Annotated in this window: 12 protein-coding genes and 1 pseudogene; 5 read left to right on the top strand and 8 right to left on the bottom strand. The window is 59.0% G+C overall.

Annotated features, from left to right (window positions below):
• Window positions 1–38: 38 nt before the first annotated feature.
• Genes mnhG through mbhE form a run of 7 tightly spaced genes read right to left on the bottom strand, consistent with a single transcriptional unit; the run spans window position 39 to window position 6,509 of the window.
• A complete protein-coding gene (mnhG, locus tag PU133_RS06120) occupies window positions 39–1,271 on the bottom strand; it encodes a monovalent cation/H(+) antiporter subunit G (protein WP_404863908.1) in 1,233 nt (410 codons plus the stop codon).
• Complete coding sequence (locus PU133_RS06115; RefSeq protein ID WP_126008693.1) at window positions 1,268–1,561, bottom strand: monovalent cation/H+ antiporter complex subunit F; 294 nt, start codon at window positions 1,559–1,561, stop codon at window positions 1,268–1,270. Before PU133_RS06115 ends, mnhG begins: the two co-directional genes overlap by 4 nt.
• Complete coding sequence (locus PU133_RS06110; protein WP_404863907.1) at window positions 1,558–1,893, bottom strand: Na+/H+ antiporter subunit E; 336 nt, start codon at window positions 1,891–1,893, stop codon at window positions 1,558–1,560. Before PU133_RS06110 ends, PU133_RS06115 begins: the two co-directional genes overlap by 4 nt.
• Complete coding sequence (locus PU133_RS06105; protein WP_126008689.1) at window positions 1,890–3,395, bottom strand: Na+/H+ antiporter subunit D; 1,506 nt, start codon at window positions 3,393–3,395, stop codon at window positions 1,890–1,892. The genes PU133_RS06110 and PU133_RS06105 overlap by 4 nt, the downstream gene beginning before the upstream one ends.
• Window positions 3,388–3,774, bottom strand: coding sequence for an NADH-quinone oxidoreductase subunit K (locus PU133_RS06100; RefSeq protein ID WP_126008687.1), 387 nt, complete (start codon window positions 3,772–3,774; stop codon window positions 3,388–3,390). The genes PU133_RS06105 and PU133_RS06100 overlap by 8 nt, the downstream gene beginning before the upstream one ends.
• The gene (locus PU133_RS06095; protein WP_404863906.1) at window positions 3,771–4,175 is read right to left on the bottom strand and encodes an MnhB domain-containing protein; all 405 of its coding nucleotides are present in this window, start codon (window positions 4,173–4,175) and stop codon (window positions 3,771–3,773) included. Before PU133_RS06095 ends, PU133_RS06100 begins: the two co-directional genes overlap by 4 nt.
• 6 nt (window positions 4,176–4,181) lie before the next feature.
• Complete coding sequence (mbhE, locus tag PU133_RS06090; protein ID WP_404863905.1) at window positions 4,182–6,509, bottom strand: hydrogen gas-evolving membrane-bound hydrogenase subunit E; 2,328 nt, start codon at window positions 6,507–6,509, stop codon at window positions 4,182–4,184.
• Window positions 6,510–7,507: 998 nt separating this feature from the next.
• Between mbhE and PU133_RS06085 the strand changes: the two genes are divergently transcribed.
• From PU133_RS06085 to PU133_RS06065, 5 genes are all read left to right on the top strand, one after another.
• Complete coding sequence (locus tag PU133_RS06085; RefSeq protein WP_404863904.1) at window positions 7,508–8,905, top strand: hypothetical protein; 1,398 nt, start codon at window positions 7,508–7,510, stop codon at window positions 8,903–8,905.
• Window positions 8,906–9,405: 500 nt separating this feature from the next.
• On the top strand, window positions 9,406–10,359 hold the full coding sequence (locus PU133_RS06080; protein WP_404863903.1) for a hypothetical protein: 954 nt from the start codon (window positions 9,406–9,408) through the stop codon (window positions 10,357–10,359).
• A 523-nt stretch (window positions 10,360–10,882) separates the two neighbouring features.
• Entirely contained in the window at window positions 10,883–12,874 is a 1,992-nt protein-coding gene (locus tag PU133_RS06075; RefSeq protein ID WP_404863902.1) for an AAA family ATPase, read from the top strand.
• A 1,199-nt stretch (window positions 12,875–14,073) separates the two neighbouring features.
• Window positions 14,074–14,421, top strand: coding sequence for a hypothetical protein (locus tag PU133_RS06070; protein ID WP_404863901.1), 348 nt, complete (start codon window positions 14,074–14,076; stop codon window positions 14,419–14,421).
• A 576-nt stretch (window positions 14,422–14,997) separates the two neighbouring features.
• A complete protein-coding gene (locus PU133_RS06065) occupies window positions 14,998–16,728 on the top strand; it encodes a hypothetical protein (protein ID WP_404863900.1) in 1,731 nt (576 codons plus the stop codon).
• 240 nt (window positions 16,729–16,968) lie between these two features.
• Here the strand turns inward: PU133_RS06065 and PU133_RS06060 are convergent.
• A pseudogene (locus tag PU133_RS06060) lies at window positions 16,969–17,280 on the bottom strand (transposase); the annotation flags it as partial.
• Window positions 17,281–17,282: the final 2 nt, after the last annotated feature.

Raw genomic sequence — 17,282 nt, 5'->3', positions numbered from 1 at the left:
AAACAGCCATACATCACCTTGCCGCCGCTGCAACAGACTCAGGCAGAAGCACGGCCTGCCGGCGCTTCCATGATAAGCACGTCGCCGCTCATGTCTGGGGCAATGCGCGACCGCCAATGGGCGCCGAACCAGCTGGTGCGAAGCGGCTTGGGCGTTGCACCAAGGATGACGGCGTCCGCATCCCGCAACTCATCCGGGATGGCACAACCCTCTGCACTCGCCTCGATGAGCCGGTAGCCGCAACGGAAATTCCTGGCAATTTCTTCGATCGCGCGCGTGTCGGCACCACGATCCGCGACATGCACCAAGCTCTCCACCGGCCACAACTGCGCCATGAGCGCCCATTCCACCAGCGCGGGCAGATGGTCCTCCCCGCAGTCGCGCACGACGATCATCGCCGCGCCTGTCGCGAGGTGCTTGCCGGTGAAAAGGACAGGGCCCCGATGAACGGCCGGTAGCCGCAAGAGGCCATCAGGCTCCCATGTCGTCAGGCTGCGACGCCCCTCGACCTGGTGATGGAACCAGCCCTGGCATGGCAGGACGAGAAGTTCTTCTCCCGACCCGTCGCAGGCGAGCAGTTGTTCCGGGTCGCCCTCGCTGTAATTGAGCACGGCATCGACGCCGATGAAGCTCTTCAGCGTGTTCACGGCCTTGCTCGCGCGATCGCGGATGAGCCGGCGCATCTGCGCCGGATCTTCCGCCGTGTCGATGGCATGGCCATCGATGAGGACGTGCGCGGAAAGCTTCGCTTCGTTTTGCTTCGCAACGCTGGAGGCACGTTGCGCGACCAGATCGACGTTGCCATCGATCACCGCGAAACGCACCGATTCAAGGCGCTGCAGCGAGGCCTTCGATCGCTCCGGCGCAAATGCCCTTGGTGCCGGCGATTTCACGCCATCGACATTCGCCGGAAGCCAGCCCATGCGCTCGTCCAGCGGCAGGCTCGACCGCTCAAGCACGCCTTCGAGAGCGTCGTCACCGCCAAGCGACAGCCGCGCCCCCGATACATAGGCGGCCCTGCCAAGAAGATGGCCGGCCACAGGCACGGTCAGAAGCAGGAAGATAACGGTGAAGATGCCCATAATTGTCGCATCGAGCGCCCCATGGGCAATCACGCTGCCGATGATGACGAGGCCAGCGCCGAGCGTGCCAGCCTTGGTGGCCGCATGCATGCGCTGGAACGGATCGGGCAGGCGCATCACGCCAAGTGCCGCAATGCAGAGAAAGACAACGCCCGCGAGCTTGAACAGAATGGAGAGAAGCGCGATCATTTCTCGTTCTCCTTCTTCTTCTCGAGCAGGGCCGACAGCGAGCATGTGGCGAGAAAGCCGATGAGCGCGATGCCGAAGGCGATGTCGAGAAATTCCCGGCGCCCGGTCACGATCATCGTCAATGCCGCGATCGCGACCGCTATCCCCGTCAGCATGTCGAGTGCGACGAAGCGATCCGCATAGCCGGGACCCGTCATCATGCGGATGGCCGCCAGTGTTAGCGGCACCATCAGGATCACGATCATCGCCGCGGCGAAGGTCGACAGAATGCCGTCCAGAAACTCGATCATCCTTCAATCTCCTTGATGCGCGTCTCGAATGTATTCTTGAGGCTTGTCACCACGGCGTCCGGATCCGGAGCATCGAGAACGTGGACGTAAAGTGTGGACAGGTCCTCGCTCACATGCAGCGAGGTGGTTCCAGGCGTCAGGCTGACGCAATTGGCGAGCGTGGTGATGCCCGCCCGGCTGCGCAGCCCCACCGGAACCGCCAGGATCGCCGGCCGCAGAGCAGCGCTGTCACCGAGAACCTGACGCGCCACTGCAACCGATGAAAGCACCAGTTCCTTGATGAAGACGGCAGACAGAACCACCGCCTGAACGGAGCGATTGATGAAGTTCATGGCGTTACTCCTGCTGTGTGCTCACCGCCATAGAAGGCGCCGATGAGCTGCGTGCGATCGCCCATGCTTTCCGCAGCCAGGTTCGAGAATGCGACGAGCGGTTCGGGATTGAAGCCGATGGCGAGCGTGATGATGCCGAGCGCCGCGATCGGCACCAGCATGACCGCCGGAACCGGACGCGCACGCACGGCACGCGGATGTTCTTTCCAGAAAGCCTCGATCCAGATCTTGCTCATCGAGAAGATCGTCAAAAGCCCGACGAACAGCGCAACGGCGGCAAGCCATGCCGCCTCGCCCTGGAAGGACGCATCGACGACCATGAACTTCGCCCAGAAGCCCGACAATGGCGGTATGCCTGCCAGCGACAGCGCCGGAATGGCGAAAAGCACTGCCAGAAGCGGCGAAGCCTTCATCAGCCCGCCGGACTTGCGCAGGTCGAACGACCCGGTGGCCCGGTGAATGGCGCCGGCGACGAAGAAGAGGTTCGCCTTCACCACGATGTGGTGGATGATGTAGAAGACGGCGCCGGCGAGCGCGAGCGGCGTCGCCACCGCCAAGCCTAGCATGATGTAGCCGATCTGGCTGATGATGTGGAACGACAGGATACGGCGCACATCCCACTGGATCGCGGCTCCGAACACGCCGAACAGCATCGTTCCAGCCGCGATGACCGCGATCAGCGGCTTCAGGGTGCCGTTATCCACCTCGAACAACAGCGTGAAGACGCGGAAGAGCGCGTAGACGCCAACCTTGGTCAGCAGGCCGGCAAAGACCGCCGAAACGATGATGGACGCCGTGTGGTAAGAGGCCGGCAGCCAGAAGAACATCGGGAAGAACCCGGCCTTGATGCCGAAGGCGAGCAGGAACATCATCGCCGTGAGCGTCAGCGCAGCCGATGGTTCGGTCTGCGGCAGCACCACTGCGAGGTCCGCCATGTTCAGCGTGCCCGTTGCCCCGTAGAGCAGCCCCACCGCCATCAGGAACAGGATGGTGGAGAAGAGGTTGAGCACGGCGTATTTGATCGCGCCGTCGATCTGCGCCCGCGTGCGGTCCAGCGTGATGAGGCCGAGCGTCGCGATCAGCATCACTTCGAACCAGACATAGAGGTTGAAGATGTCGCCGGTCAGAAACGCGCCGTTGACGCCGATCATGAGGCCGAGGAAGAGCGGATAGAAGCCCGAGCGCACCTGGCGCTGACGCAGATCGCCCATGGCGAAGACGAGCGCGCACAGCGCAAGCAGGCTCGAGATCACGACCATCGCAGCACTGAAGCGATCGGCAACGAAAACGATGCCGAAAGGCGGCATCCATCCACCGAATGCCTTGGTCAGGATCGCACCTTCCATGACTGCATCGACGAGAAACAGCGAGGCGCCGAAGGTCAGGACCATGGTGATGAGAGCCACCTGCCGCTGCACAGCCGGGAAGGCATGCAGCGCAGCTGCCAGTGCCGCACCGGCAAGCGGCAGGATGACGGGCCAGAGGAGAAGCGTATCAAACATTGTCGGCAGCCTTCTTGGCAAAGGGCGAGCCGAGCTCTTCGGCATCGTTCTGTTCGTCGGTGAAGACTGAGCCCAAGGATTGATAGGCCTTCAGCACGAGCGCGGCTGCAAAGGCCACGAGCGCGAAGCCGATGACGATCGCGGTCAGGATGAGAGCTTGGGGCAGCGGGTTGGCCGCTCCCTCGCCGAGCATCTGCTGACCCTGCGGGATCACCGGCGGAGCGGTGAACTGCAGGCCACCCGACACGAAGATCAGCAGGTTTGCCGCCGTCGACAAAAGCACCACCCCGAAAAGGATGCGCATCACGTGACGCGACAAGAGGAGATAGACGCCGGCACCCATCTGGGCCGCGACTGCGAAAGCGTAGATCAGGCTCACTGCTCCACTCCTTCATAAAAACGGAATACGAGGGCGAGAACGCCGCCAATGACGACCATGAAGACACCGATGTCGAAGATCGTTGCCGTGCCGAGATGCGTGGAGCCGAGTTCCGCCCACCAGTGGGTCAGGAAGGACCCGTCCGAGAAGAGGCCTGGAAGACCGCTCAGGAAGGCGAGGAAGAGCCCGCAGCCGATCAGCACGACCGGATGGACGATCAAGGCCTTGCGTGCCGCCGCAACACTGTCGGCGAGCGCCAGAAGCGCAAAGGCAAGCGCTGCGAACAGCCCGCCGATGAACCCGCCCCCCGGCTCGTTGTGACCGCGAAACAGCATGTAGATCGAGGCGACCAGCATCAGCACGAAGAAGAGCCGCGACATGGTTGAGAAGATGACGGACATGACCGCTTACTCCTTTGTGCGAAGGGGTTTGATGGCACCGCGCAGCAGGCCCCACGCTGCGATGGTGGCGATGGCGACGACGGCGATCTCGCCAAGCGTGTCGATGGCGCGATAGTCGACGAGGATGACGTTCACGACGTTGCGGCCATAGGCTTCGAGATAACTCGTCTCGCCGAAATACTCCGACAGCCTGAGATCGACCGGTGTCACGCCGATGGATGCGAGCGCGACGAACATCATGGCGGCAAAGCCACCCGCGATCAGCCCATCGCGACGCCGTTCGGAGACCGTGCGGGAATGCCGGGTGCGCGATGGCAGCCGCAGGAGCACGGCCGTCATCAGGATCACGATGAGGGTCTCGACCGCGATCTGCGTCAGCGCCAGGTCGGGAGCACCGTTCAGCATGAAGATGACCGCCGAACCGAAGCCGACGATGCCGACGGACACGAGGCCGGCGATCAGCGAGCGCACCAGGATGGTCGCCCCCGCTCCGACCACGGTGAGCAGGAGAACCAGCGCGACCGAGATGCGGATATCGCCCTCACCCGCCAGAAAATCCCCGCTTGGCGCTGCGAAGAACGCAATGACCAGCCCGGCGATGACCGTCAGCAGAACGATCGTCGTGTAACGATGCTGGTCACCATTCTGCAGCGTTTGCGTCGACACGCGCGCCGCACCGAGAACGCCGTTCAGCGCACCGTGATAGAAGCGGTCGCCAAGGAACCCATAGGCATGGTCGAAGGTCTTCAGCGCCGTGTGGATCTGCGTCCACTTGATGACGATCAGCGCGCCGATGGAGACGACCAGCGCCGACAGAAACAGCATCGGGGTCAGCCCGTGCCAGAGCGAGAACGACACGTCGATCGGCTGTCCATAGAGGGCCGAAGCGGCCGGTCCGATGAGCCATTGCGCGGCCGGTGCCGGAACGAGACCGATCAGGATGCCACCGGCGGCAAGCAACATCGGGCCGATGAGCAGGCCGGCCGTCTCGCCGTGATGGACTTCCGAGACCCGTTCCGGCTTGAAGTAGAACGGACGGATGGAGACGACGCCGGCGACACCCACCATCACCGCGTTAACGAGCACCGCCACTGCGATCGGGATGATGTTCCAGTCGTTGGCGAGTTGGGCTTCGAATAGATACTCTTTCGAGATGAAGCCGACGAATGGCGGCAGACCGGCCATGGACAGGCTGGCCAGCACGGCTGCAACCGCCGTGATCGGCAGGAAGCGGGCAAGTCCGCCGAGCCTGTTGAGGCTCGCCTCGCCCGTGGCGTGAATAGCCGTGCCCGCGCAGAAGAAGAGCGCCGCCTTGTAGAGCGCATGCGCCAGGATAAACCCGACCGTCGCCACGGCTGCGACCTCGCCAGTGAGTCCGATCAGCATGACGAGAATGCCGAGCGACGCGACGGTCGATTGCGCCAGCACCGCCTTGAAGCCTTCGGCGCGCAGTGCCTGGAGCGCCGCGACGATCATCGTCAGGGAACCGACGACGACGAGCGTATGCCCGTAAGCCGGCATTTCGGCGAAGACCCCATCGAACCGCGCCAGAAGGAACACACCGAGCTTCACCATCGTGGCCGAGTGCAGATAGGCCGATGCCGGTGTCGGCGCCGCCATGGCATTCGGGAGCCAGAAGTGGAACGGAAACTGCGCACTCTTGGTGAAAGCGCCGATCATGACCAGCACGGCGATTGTGCCTGCCCAGGGGCTGGCAACCAGTTCGTCGGAACGCGCCAGCACCTCGGTGAACGAGAACGTGCCGAGCGTCATGCCGATCACGACGATGCCGGCAAACAGCACGAGCCCGCCGCCGCCAGTGACGATGAGCGACTGAAGAGCCGACTTGCGGGCAGCCTCCTTGTGGCCGTCGAAGCCGATCAGCAGGAACGATGCGAGGCTCGTCAGTTCCCAGAAGACGAACATGACGATGAGATTGTCGGACAGCACCGTGCCGAGCATCGCCGTCATGAACAGCATGATGAGGCTGAGGAACCGGCCAAGCTCACCGCTTGGCTTCTCGGCAAAATAGGCGCCCGCATAGATCGTCACCAACGTGCCGATCCCGGTGATGAGCAAGGCAAAGAGGAGCGAGAAACCATCGAGCCTGAAGGCAAGTTCAACCCCAAGCGATGGCACCCAGGACAGCTGCGCAAACAGCACCTCCCCGCCCGCAACCTGCGCGACGTGAAGGAAGATGGACACGAAGATGAACAACGGGATGAGACTGATCACCCACCCTGTGTGCCGCCCCAGAACCGACGAAACCGGCCGGGCAACAACGGCCCCCGCCAAAGCGATCAATATGCTCCATTCAAATGTCACGGCATGCATTCCTCTTTGCTGGTGACAAACATCTCAGCAAGCGGCATGCCAGAATGGAAGGATGAGCAATTTCAGATGTTTAGAGGGACTGAGAAAGCTGAACGTTCAGAAAGCCGAACACCGCTTCACGACGGGAGTTCGAAATTTCGAACATGCGCGGCCATGAAGGACTTGCATAAAGATGACACGGTCGAGCATCGCCGGCTTCTGCACTTTTAGAACATAACCGCTGGATGCCTGCTGGCCGCTCGGCAGCATCTGGACATCCAGGTTGCAATGCAGGGGAACGGCGATGACCACTGCTTTTCTGACGTGCGTGTCACCCAGCCCGCCGGCACGACCTAATACCGTGACGCGGAGCGACCTGAATAATTGTCGTTGCCTCAGCCGGCCCGAAAGAGCCCAGCTTCTGCACGCGTTACCCGATCCGAAACCGCCCTACGGATCCATCTCGAACTGTCGGTAAGAAATCCCAACGCGTTGAACGGGACCAGTTGCGTCTAATGCAAATCAACGTCGCCTCAGCCATTTCTGCTATCTTCAAAGTTTAACTGAAATTCGTCTTCAGGTTGTGTAACCGCGGAGATCGTCTTCGACCTTCACTTCAGACCTCCGGATCCACAATCCGAAGTAGAGGTTTTTTTGGTTGTAGCCAAAAATGTTGACAACCCTCGATGGCGTAAGGCTTTTGAGGCATAAATGTCTGATAATGTTGACATTTTATAGCGTTTTGAGCCACTTCTGACATTAACGAATCACTCAACACGTTGTGCGAAAAGGGCTTGTCAACAAATTTGAAATGGTACGAGAATGGTACGGATTTTTCTGGGAGCCCAAAACTCATGGTTGGAAAGCACAACCTATACATTGAAGTGCACCACGTGGATGCGGCGTCGCGGGCAGCGCTCAAGAACTCGAAGAAGGGTGCAATCGATGAGAGCTACACCCTCACGGACCGAGGCCATCGTGGCCTAGCGCTCCGCCTTCGAGGCGGCAAAGTGTCCTGGATGGTGAAGACCACAAAGGTCTCCAAGGTCATCGGCTACGCTCATCCAAAGACGCACCCGTGGGCCATCAAGGGGATCATCGAAGCCAAAGAGATTGCCGGTCACGTCCAGGCGATGATCCGAAATGGCGAAGAGGCACTCGTCGACGATTACCTGTCCAACCGGCATTCCCTGAAGGATCATGACAAGGCCGTTTCTGCGGTGAGGCCAGTTGCAGAAACTTGGACTTTTCGAACATGCCTTGAGGAGACGTTGAAGGAACGGGCAGATGCGAGTGCGCAGCGACCGCTGCGACCCAGATCGGTCGATGAATACCGCCACACGTTCAGCCGCCCGATCCTTCAGCCGCTGCTGGAGAAGCCGGTCGTTTCCATTACCCGAGGTGAAATCGAAACGCTTCGTAAGGTCATCAAAGACAAGCATGGCATCCGACCATCGGAGAAGCTGCTCACAAATTTCCGATCGGTCATGGATCACGTAGCCGCGTTTCACTCGATGGAGGCTGGACTGGAAACAGTCGAGCCATGGTGGCGAATGCTATCGAGCCCCTTCGGGGTCAAGCCGAGGACACGGCGACCAACTATTCAGGAAATCGTAAAAACTCTGCTGATTGCAGAGGAGTATGCAACGAAGCCGTTTCCGGGCCGATACAACAAGAAGGTCGGCGTGGCTCCGAGCGCCTTGGCAGGTCTCTGGTGGCTGGCCCTGACCGCCCAACGGGCACAAGCGGGCTTGATGCTGAAATCCTACGACTTCAACGCGGACACGATACCCGGTCGCGAGGGCTGGATGCTTGCGGCGTGGGACGGGTCCGTAATGAAGAACAGGCAGACCCATGTGCTGCCGATACCACCGCGCGCCTCAGCAAAAATCCAGGAGCACCTGGCGAAATGCAAATATGTCGGCCGCAGCGACTGGGCCTTCCCAAGCTCAACGAACCCCGACAAACCCACCCATAAATCGGTCATCAACAACGTGATGAAGCGTATGGCGATGAAGGACCAAAAACGCACGAAGAAACCAAACAAAGAGAACGCACCAGCGAGCAAAGACACACGGGTCGACCTCTTCAGCGAGAGAGGCATTCTTTGGTGGTCGCCCCACGACATCCGCCGGACCCTGCTTCAGAGAATGGATGAGTTGGGAATGCCAGGCGGCGCATCGGCCATCATGGCGCACGAGATCAAACTGTCGCAAAGCCTCGACGACGAGCGGATGACGATGCTGCAGCGGGAAGAGTTTCGGCGACAGCGCGCCGCGCGCATCACATTGATGGCCTATGGCGGCGCGCAACACATCAACCTTAAGTCGACAGCGATGACTGCCTGGACCGACAGCATCCTTGATGCCTATGAGGAAGAGAAGGCCAGGCAAATGGCTTGGGGAGACGCAGCCTGATTCTGCCAGAAAGCAGATCTGAACTCCGTTAACCATCAGACCAAAACAACAGCGCGGATGGCATTATCCGATTGAATTATCAGATCTATCGCATATTCTAACACTCTCTCAAAGTGAGAAACGGCCTCCGCCGGTGCGCCAACACCGAACGAAGGCCTGACCCGCCAAACCTGAACAAGAGGTCCAACAGGCTATGCACACAGATATCGACATTCCCCCATTCTGCCTAGAACTGAACGAGCGCACCCACAACCGTGTGGGTTCGCCGATAGCGCCAGCGTGTCGCCCTGACTTGCGCAACTCCGGCATAGCCAGTCGTCCGCTTTAGACCTGGCCGCAACGGCTCCCTCACCTCAGGTTAATCTTCCGCATTCAGTCGCCCCGGGGCTGCTGATCAGTCGCGTCGCTTATTCTAGCGCTTTACCTTAGCGCCGGTCCGATGCCGCCTGATCTGCGCTCGCCTCCGCGTCTGATGCGCCAGTTCCAGGATGGAATCCTTCATGTCATTTTCCAATGGCGTGCGCCGCGCCGCGCCCGCAAACCAAGCTTCATCGTCAACACCGTCATCGACCGCATCGTCTCATGCCGTCGACCCACAGCATCGGCTGGTCGTCGACGACGCCATCCGCCAGCTCCGGTCATGCCATTCCGCGAGCGTCGATGCGCATTGGCAGTCGGCTGGCCTCATCGCGCTGGCTGCGCAAGTCGCGGCAGCCGAGGGACGGATGCTGGAACGGCTTCTCCGCGAGAAGGTATCCTCTGAAGCTCGATTTAAAGTGCTCGAAAGCGGCATCGACTTACCCGTGCTTGGAGACGCCGAGCGCATGCTGGCGTTGAATGAGTGGTCGCGACTGTCGAGCCTGGCGGTGGATCCAGATCGACGGGCCACCCGTCACTATCGTCCTGACCTCATCGTCATCGAGAGAGCGACCAGCCGCGCGATCATTGTCGACGTCAAGCGATCGTTGTCGTCTTATTCCGGCAACAGACAGCTCAATCACCTGAAGAACCGAATGTTGGCGGCGGCCTTGGTCGCGCCGCAGATCCTATACACCGAGCATCAGCGAACTATGGTGACGCGTACCGAGATCGCCATCCTTGATCTGGCTGACAGTCGCTCTTTGTACGGGGACGGCATTTTCGGTCTCTGCCATTTAGACGCGTTGCTCGGTATGCCGGGCCTCGCGGCTGATCTGCAGCAATGCCGCGTTGTCTATCGGGCAGCAGTCGACGCCCTATTGCAAGAGATTGCTGTCGGCACTTTCAGCCTGTCGCGGCTCACACCGATGGCCGATTCAGATCCGTCCTCCGGCGACGCCGCATCGGCCGATATTGATGACGAAGACGAGCCTGGTGACGGCAGGACCCGAATATCATCCCAGCGCCGGGCCGCGACCATGGCCCCGGTCGGGCTCGCGCGACTGCACCCAGCCAGCGTCAGCATCAGCGCCTGAGGCTCAGGGGCCCAGCCCCTGCCCTCCGCTACTCATCCCTCATCATCGTTTGAACTGCGCCGCGCCAACGCGAGCAGCGGCAGCAGCGGAGCTGTGTCATGCAAAAGCCAATCAAATTCCCCGTCAATCCCATCCTCGAAGCGGCGTCCGAGAAGCGCCTCTCCCGTCGCGTCCGTCCGACATTCGATCCGTCAACCGCTCGCGCTCAACAGCCATGTGGAGCGGACGATCAAGTCGTCGAGCAAGCACGTCTTGCATCCGGCAAGAGCCGTCTCGTTTCTGCGTTGCCAGATGCTGCAGTGCTCATCGGGCTTGCCATGCAATTTGCACGGATGGGTAATTTCCGGCCCGGGTCAGTTCCGATGCCAGTCCTAACGCAGCTCGGATGGCACGGGCTGGCGGGGGATCACGCCGCCCTTCTGGTTCTCAGCCACATCCACCGTCGTGCGCTTCTGCACATCACCGATCCAGAAGGACGCGTCCGGCTCCAGCCAAACACCAACAGCGCGATCGGAGGTGCAGCATGAAAGCCTACGCTACGTTTCCTCGACACATCACCGATCAGTCGCAGCGGCAGGAGCACAAGAGCTTCATGAGCCTTGCCCGTTTCCTGCGCCGCGCCATGATCGTTCGCGCCTTGCGTGACGAGCGGGAATTCCGCTGCGGCCAACCGGGACGGTTCATCCTGCTCGTCCCACCGAATTTTGAGCCCAAGACAATGGTCAGCGCTGCGACGCGCGCTTTGTCTGAGTGTAAGCCCGATCTCCAGGATTTATTCGAGTATGACGTCGACCCAGTGGATGCAGAGACATCGCCATTGTGGTTGGAGGACTTGCCCGTCCGGCTGATGGAAATGCCACGGTATCTGCTCCTGACGCAAAGCCTGGATTTCATCCCCCATAGGTGCCGCCTGGGTTTTGACGCTGTGCTGCAGATGCAGCCTCCGACGCCCGCTCACTGGCGGGCGGCGCTGAAAGTGTGTCTCGGCCTGGCCGCCACAAACGCGGAGATCGATCGTATTGCGCGCCTGCCGATTGATCTCGTCGCCCTTGCGACGGGGCGACGGAGATCAGTCACAGAGATCATCGATGAAGTCGAAGCGGCTATCGCGGAAGACGATGCGAAAGAGAGTCGGTTAAAACAGCCCGACGCATCATCGCGGCAGCCGCGTTTGATGACGCTTCAGGAACTTTCTGGCTATGGACCTGCGCAAACATGGGGCCTCGACCTCGCGTCTGACCTGGCTGCATGGAAAGCCGGAGAGCTCGCCTGGGCAGATGTCGATCGTGGCGTCCTTCTGTGTGGACCTCCCGGGACGGGCAAAACGACTTTCGCGGCGGCACTAGCGCGGAGTTGCGACGCGCATCTTGTCGCCGCGTCTGTTGCACGATGGCAAGCGACCGGGCATCTCGGTGATCTCCTCAAAGCGATGCGCAAGGATTTTGCAGCGGCCCGTAAGCATGCGCCGAGTATTTTGTTCATCGACGAGTTCGACTCGATCGGTGATCGAGCGCGGTTCAGTGATCACCATGCGAGCTATTCGATCCAGGTCGTCAACGGTTTGCTTGAGTGCATCGACGGGCTCGATGATCGCGAAGGCGTCGTCATCGTCGGAGCCTGCAACCAGTCCGAGGGAATCGACCCCGCGCTTCTGCGATCGGGACGGCTTGATCGGCAGATCGACATTCCGCTTCCTGATGAGACTGCACGGCGAGCGATTTTGCGTGTCCATCAGCCGGACGCGCTCGACGAAGACGTCGCCGAGAAAGTCGCGTCGGTGACTGAAGGCTGGTCGGGTGCTGACCTCGAAGCGCTCTGTCGCCGAGCGAGGCGACGTGCGCGGAAAGAACGCCGGGCCGTGATGCTGGATGACTTCATGACGGAGCTCCCCGAAGAGATCGCGGTGCCAGACGATCTCGTAGAGGTCATGGCAATTCATGAAGCTGGCCATGCCGTGGTAGCATCGGCACTCGGGCGCGGTGTTGAGATGATCGAGATCAACCGGACCCTCAGACGCGAACATGCTGGGCTAGGCGGCCATGTCACGCTTCTGCAGCAGCCGCTAAAGCGGCGATCGCGTGCAAGCTATCTAGAAGAGGTCACCATCCTGATGGCGGGCATCGCAGCCGAGACAGTGTTTTACGGCGAGCATGCAGATGGCGCGGGAGCCGTGCGCGGTAGTGACCTGCAGCGGGCAACTGACCTTGTCACAATCATGGAAACCTCAATGGGGTTTGGCTCGTCTTTAGTCTACCACGACGCGCAAGACGCCTATTCTCTCGATCGGTTACGTCGATCCGACCTCAAACTCAAAGGGCGGGTAGATGCCATCCTCAAATCCTGCCTGAAGACAGCAAAGGACATTGTTTCGGCTGATCGGCAGGCGGTCGAGGCTATCGCAAAACATTTGGTGCGAAATGGATCGATGCCTGGGCATCAGGTGAAGAGCCTCATGGAGAGGCAGCGGACATCAGCGAAACGTCGTGGTGCAGCGCAGACGACAAACGTCGCATGATTAAATAGCGAGGGACAGCACGAACGGATGGACGTCACACCACCGCAACGGTCCCTCGCCGTTCGATCAAGCAGCTGCAGCTTAAGAATTCCGATTCACCGGCAAACGGCGTTTGCAGGCCACGCGCGGTGGTCCATGAGGATGCGCAATGTTGACATGACGACACAATTGAATTCACGGGACGACCTGCATCCGGCACGTCGACTCCCTGCGCCATGCCCCTTCCCACGTAAGGGCCACGCCCCCAGGGCTTGTCGGATGAAGGCATTTCGATTTGCGTGCTGGGCAGATTCAATTGAGATGATGTCTCCGCACATCGCTTCAATGCTTGCTTCGGCGATCCATAGATCGATATTCGCGATTCTGAATGCGATAAACGCGAGTCACGCAGCAACGGCGTTTGATCTTGGGTCGGCACTGCTCTTGAGCGTAAAGCTGTCCCGAGAAGACCGCCCAAGTCCGCTCGGATCCGCAGGGACGTGCTTCGCCCCATGCTTTCGACGGTCCTTTTCCAAGCGTTCTTCCAGCCGACGCAATCGCGGCAGAGAGCCGTTGGCACTCTACCGACCGCAGCCCCCCGGTGGCCGTCGACAATGCTGATTCACGTCGTGACATTTGCGATTCATCGACGGACGCCGTTAGGGGATATGACACCCATCTCGCTATTGGCGTCAGTGTTGACGTCACGGCCGACTGTTCGACCGGCATGCATCTCGAAATCTGCGCAATCTGGCCAGTTGGAATCGCTCGCAGCCTAATTTCGACGAAAAAAGCCGCTTTCTAATGCGTCCTCGCCTGAATTCATTCCGATGTTTGTGCACATTCAGACAATTCGGGTTGATTTGAAGTAATTCAATTCGATGTCGATGTTTTCGATTCAGACCTCAACGAAAGCGATTCACGCGCTGAACGGCGTTTGCACGTGTGGCTGGTGACGGGATGAGCCGACCCTGAGCAGCATGTGCCAAGGGCGTTATCCGCATCTGCACGAATTCCAGTTTGATGGATTGCGCCGACAGGATTGGCGACACACCCTTTGAAAGGGGCATCCTGCTCCAGAGCATTCTCATGACCCATCGACCAAAGCTTCCGGCCGTCGTCGGTCTCTACGCCTGGCAGACTCATCCAACGTCCAGAACGTCAGGCCACCGGCCGCGCATGCGCCGCCGTGTCAACATTGGACCGAAGGGATGCTGCTCATGACCAGCCGTTCCAAGAAGCGCCCAACAGAAACGCGCCAAGCAGCCATCCGGCGGCGAGAGCAGCGTGAGCGGCAACAGGCCTATCGAGATGAGATGCGGGACTTGCGACGTCCTGATCGCGACGACATCGCACGCGTTTGGCTGTGGCAGTCAATCCGGATGGCAGAAAAAGCTGAGCCGAAACACCGCGACTGGATGCAGTGTACTGTTCTTGAAGCGCTCAAAGCTCAGGGCTTCGACGAGCGCCAAAGCGAGATCGCGCTTGACGAACTCGTCGAGCGGTACCGTCAATCAAACAAGCCTCCGTTTCGCCGGAAGCGGCACCTGAACGATGTGGCTGACTGACATCAACGGCCGAGGTTGCCCGCCGCGCCCAAGGATTACGGGACGACCTTATAAACGCCGTTCAACACCAATCCCCGCATTCCCTCCGTTACTCCCGACTTGAGAAACGGGATTCTCCGAATGTGAATCAGAAATATTAGGCGCGCAAAATCGAATCCAGAAACAGTGGTCCCTCCTGTCGAGAACGCCCATCCTCGATCGCCGCAGCCACCCGGTAGCCAATCATGCTCCTCGTCATCTCCACTTTGGCAGATCACCCGAAAAGTTGAATCAGGTAAAGCCGTCCGCTCAAATCCTCAAACCGTCTCTACCTTCGTCGAAAATGCTTTAGGAGCTCGGGCGGTGTTCAAATCTGGGTTTCCGTTCTACGATGGAGCATTGCGCGTAGAACGGGAGAGCAGAATTTTATTCACGATCTCGTCGGGCGCTGAACTGCTTACGAGGGAAAAATGATTGATAGGCAAGCCGGTTTAATTTAACAGATCGCCATTTTGAGTATCTCTGCAATTCCTCGTAAAGAGATATTTATCAACACACACCATTATTCTAAACCATGAATGGAACCTGAAATTATAAATGCTGCCGTCTTATCCAAGTGTCGAAGATATGGTTTCTATAAGACCGCTAGATTTTGAACTGCTGCGAAACGAGGTTGTGACCGATCTTCACTACGCTCCTTCGTTTGGCAAGCATCAAAATCTGCAGCAACAGATTCGCATGCTGGAGCACGAATTTTCTGGTCAGTCGCGGCTGAAACTCGTGCATGCGACTTTGAACGTCTTGCTGCGACGCGATATTGAGGTCGACAACGTCTATCGACAATTTCGCAGACTCTGGGCTGAGCATGGCGATCTCCTGATCGAGACGTTAGACAGCCGGTGGCTAATTTCAGCCTGCGACTCGATCAGCGACCATTCAGATGATTCCTGCGAAGCATCGAACGCTGCTCTCTGCAGCTTATTCATGAATACGCTTAAACTGACCGAAACCGAGCGCCTCATCACCGCTTCTGCCAAGCCCGATCCGACGCGAGTGGCAGGGCGAACACCATTGTTCGACGGGATGACGGCATTCTTGCCAACGTCGGGCGACATGCCAGCAAATTTGCTGAAGCGCTTAGACCGACGGTTGAGTCCTGAAACACTAATCGGATTGATCGGCCGAGAACTCGTGAGCCGGGCCCTTTCCGCAGATACCGTCTTTAGTCGGCTTGCCGAATGGCAAACCAATCATTTCTGGCAGGGTTATCTTTTTCCCCGTCCAGCACCGACCCGTGTCCTCCGACGCTCTGTAACGCCAGCCAACCCACAGCCCACCACGGCGGAGCCTAGCAGGCCAGGCTATATTCTGCTGAACGACACTGGTCGGTTGGGCGACAGCTTTCATTTCGGAACTGTCTACGCATGCTGTGCCATCCGTCAGAACTTGGCTTCCCTTCAGTGGCACGAAATCGGCTGGGCCAATGATCGCGCAAGGTTTGATGCTTTGCTTGCAGATGCTAAGTCGCCGCCGACACTTGTCGTGCTGAATGGCGAAGGCACCTTGCACCACGGCGCTGCACGCGCGGCTGAATTGCTCTCGATATGTGCGCACGCTAAACAACTGGGGATGAAAGTTGCAATTATAAATTCTGTCTGGGAAGATAATCCGAGTAGCATGGAAGAATTACTTAAAAGTGCTGATGTCATACCCGTGAGAGACAGTCAGTCGCTCGCATCCCTACCAGCAGGATTGTCAGCTACGGTCACGCCGGACGTTTCAATTCAGCTATTCCTGCGAACGCTGCGCAAAGGTAGCTTCTTGCCACCGCAGCACGAGATCGGCGTGATAGACAGTGTCGTTCCGAGGAATTCTGCTGCGCTGCTGCGCTTTGCTGAACGCGCAGATGCGAGGTTCTTTGTGATGCCAATTGGCAATTTACGCAAAACCAGGAATGCAGTCGCCGAGCGATCAGGGCACGTTTGGCCGAGACTTCTACAGGCGACGGATCTGATGGCCGCCAAAGCTTGGGTCACGGGGCGATTTCATGGACTGATCGCCGCGGTTTGCGCCGGCATCCCAGTTTGCGCCTTGCCCTCTAACACCAAGAAAGTTGAAGGTTTTCTCCACGACGCTGGCCTCGCCGAAGCCTGTTTACTTGACCCAACTTGGACCGATGCCCCCGTGCTTCAGCAGCGCGATGAGCTAGCCCGGCGTTTTGAGACGCAGCAGTCAGCGGCATTCATCGAACACCGAGAGGCATATCTCGAAACGGCTGAGATGAAGATCAACCAGATGTTTGGTGCCGTCGCCAGACTAGGTTTTTAGTCACGACATCTGGTGGGTAAGATTGACAGTGAATCGATCCGGTACCGCTGTGCAGTTATTACAGATGTACTCGCAAAGTGCGCACTTTAGGGTCTCCAGTCGCCACTTGCAATTATAGACGTTGATGAAGTCTGCAGCATGGTGACCCGCCATTGAACGTTCATCCAACAGGAATATCCTCGGCCATTGTGTTACGCTGTAGCACACGGGTTTAGCAACTGGCGAAGATGCGAAATCCTTGTCAAGCGCAGAGCTGGAGATGGTTTCGGCGAAGGCCGCGGGGGTCTGGTAGCCAAACGAGGAATGCGGCCGCGCGGCATTGAAGTCTTCTCTCACTTCAGCGATGGCGCGGCGCGCATGGCCGATTCTGAAGAACAAACTTTCGTTTAGCAGCTTGAAATGCATGCGGCCGTGGAAGAATTCAACGTAGCCGTTTTGCAGTGTATTTCCGGGAGCGATGTAATGTCTGTCGACGCGATGATCCTTCGATCAGGCAAGGATCGCGTTCGAGGTGCACTCCGAAACGTGTTCTAAAACGATCATGGCTGGCTGCC

The organism is Georhizobium sp. MAB10 (assembly GCF_045012825.1).
In the GTDB taxonomy this organism is placed as follows: Bacteria; Pseudomonadota; Alphaproteobacteria; order Rhizobiales; family Rhizobiaceae; genus Georhizobium; species Georhizobium profundi.
Note: the sequence above shows the minus strand (reverse complement) of the source record. Positions and strands in the feature narration are given on the sequence as shown.

Bases quoted from the DNA above. Each gene is read 5' to 3' on its own strand.
- mnhG (WP_404863908.1), bottom strand. From the start codon at position 1,271: ATGATCGCGCTTCTCTCCATTCTGTTCAAGCTCGCGGGCGTTGTCTTT.
- PU133_RS06115 (WP_126008693.1), bottom strand. From the start codon at position 1,561: ATGATCGAGTTTCTGGACGGCATTCTGTCGACCTTCGCCGCGGCGATG.
- PU133_RS06110 (WP_404863907.1), bottom strand. From the start codon at position 1,893: ATGAACTTCATCAATCGCTCCGTTCAGGCGGTGGTTCTGTCTGCCGTC.
- PU133_RS06105 (WP_126008689.1), bottom strand. From the start codon at position 3,395: ATGTTTGATACGCTTCTCCTCTGGCCCGTCATCCTGCCGCTTGCCGGT.
- PU133_RS06095 (WP_404863906.1), bottom strand. From the start codon at position 4,175: ATGTCCGTCATCTTCTCAACCATGTCGCGGCTCTTCTTCGTGCTGATG.
- mbhE (WP_404863905.1), bottom strand. From the start codon at position 6,509: ATGCATGCCGTGACATTTGAATGGAGCATATTGATCGCTTTGGCGGGG.
- PU133_RS06085 (WP_404863904.1), top strand. From the start codon at position 7,508: ATGGTGAAGACCACAAAGGTCTCCAAGGTCATCGGCTACGCTCATCCA.
- PU133_RS06080 (WP_404863903.1), top strand. From the start codon at position 9,406: ATGTCATTTTCCAATGGCGTGCGCCGCGCCGCGCCCGCAAACCAAGCT.
- PU133_RS06075 (WP_404863902.1), top strand. From the start codon at position 10,883: ATGAAAGCCTACGCTACGTTTCCTCGACACATCACCGATCAGTCGCAG.
- PU133_RS06070 (WP_404863901.1), top strand. From the start codon at position 14,074: ATGACCAGCCGTTCCAAGAAGCGCCCAACAGAAACGCGCCAAGCAGCC.
- PU133_RS06065 (WP_404863900.1), top strand. From the start codon at position 14,998: ATGCTGCCGTCTTATCCAAGTGTCGAAGATATGGTTTCTATAAGACCG.